Source organism: Suilimivivens aceti, assembly GCF_025567405.1.
GTDB classification, from domain to species: domain Bacteria; phylum Bacillota; class Clostridia; order Lachnospirales; family Lachnospiraceae; genus Suilimivivens; species Suilimivivens aceti.
In genome coordinates this window covers 805-1,656 of the sequence record NZ_JAOQKJ010000034.1, presented here as the reverse complement: position 1 = coordinate 1,656, position 852 = coordinate 805, and the positions used below count along the sequence as shown (strand labels likewise).

General features: G+C 52.6%; 1 protein-coding gene. It reads left to right on the top strand.

What is annotated here, in order from left to right:
* A partial coding sequence (locus OCV77_RS16355) for an ABC transporter permease (RefSeq protein WP_262576001.1) occupies positions 1–852 on the top strand: 852 nt, incomplete at both ends.

Here is an 852-nt window from a genome sequence, read left to right as displayed (position 1 = left end):
AAGCGCAGGCAGTGAAAACAGGTTTACAGCCTTTCCGCACCGATTTGAATGTCATGCTGGCCTCCGGCACAAACATTCAAGGCCAGATGGAGCAGGTGGATACCGATCTTGGCTACACATGGGACAGCTATACCGATCCCAACAGCGTCCGAATCGGCGTCAATTGGGGATATACCTCATCCCAGCTGGAGTCGAAGCTTGATCCGGAACTTGTGATCGCCATAGCAGCTTTTTTGCTGCTGGTGATTTTCACGGGGTATCTTATCATCTATAACATTTTCCAGATCTCTGTTGTAGGGGATATCCGGTTTTACGGACTTCTGAAAACCATTGGCACAACGCCCCGGCAGCTCAAACGTATCATTCGCCAGCAGGCACTTCTGCTTTGTCTGATCGGCATTCCGGCAGGGCTGCTGCTGGGCTACGGCATCGGCGCTGTTCTGGTGCCTGTTGTCTTGCGCTCCACCCAGTTGGATGCAGGCATCACCACCATCAGCACATCGCCTGTGATCTTCCTTGGTTCTATGCTATTCGCCTTGCTGACAGTGCTCTTGTCCTGTTCCAAGCCCGGAAAAATGGCAGCTAAGGTCTCTCCGGTGGAGGCTACCAAATATACGGATGCAATGCAGACCAAGAAAAAACAGCGCAGCACCCGGGGAGCAAAGCTCCATCAGATGGCCTTTGCCAATTTGGGACGAAACAAGAAAAAGACGGTACTGGTGGTGGTGTCTCTGGCACTGTCGGTGACACTGTTCAATGCGCTGTGTACCTTTGTGGGCGGCTTCAGCATGGAGAAGTATGTATCCGCCAAGACCTGCGCCGATTTTATCGTCAGCACGCCCGACTATTTCC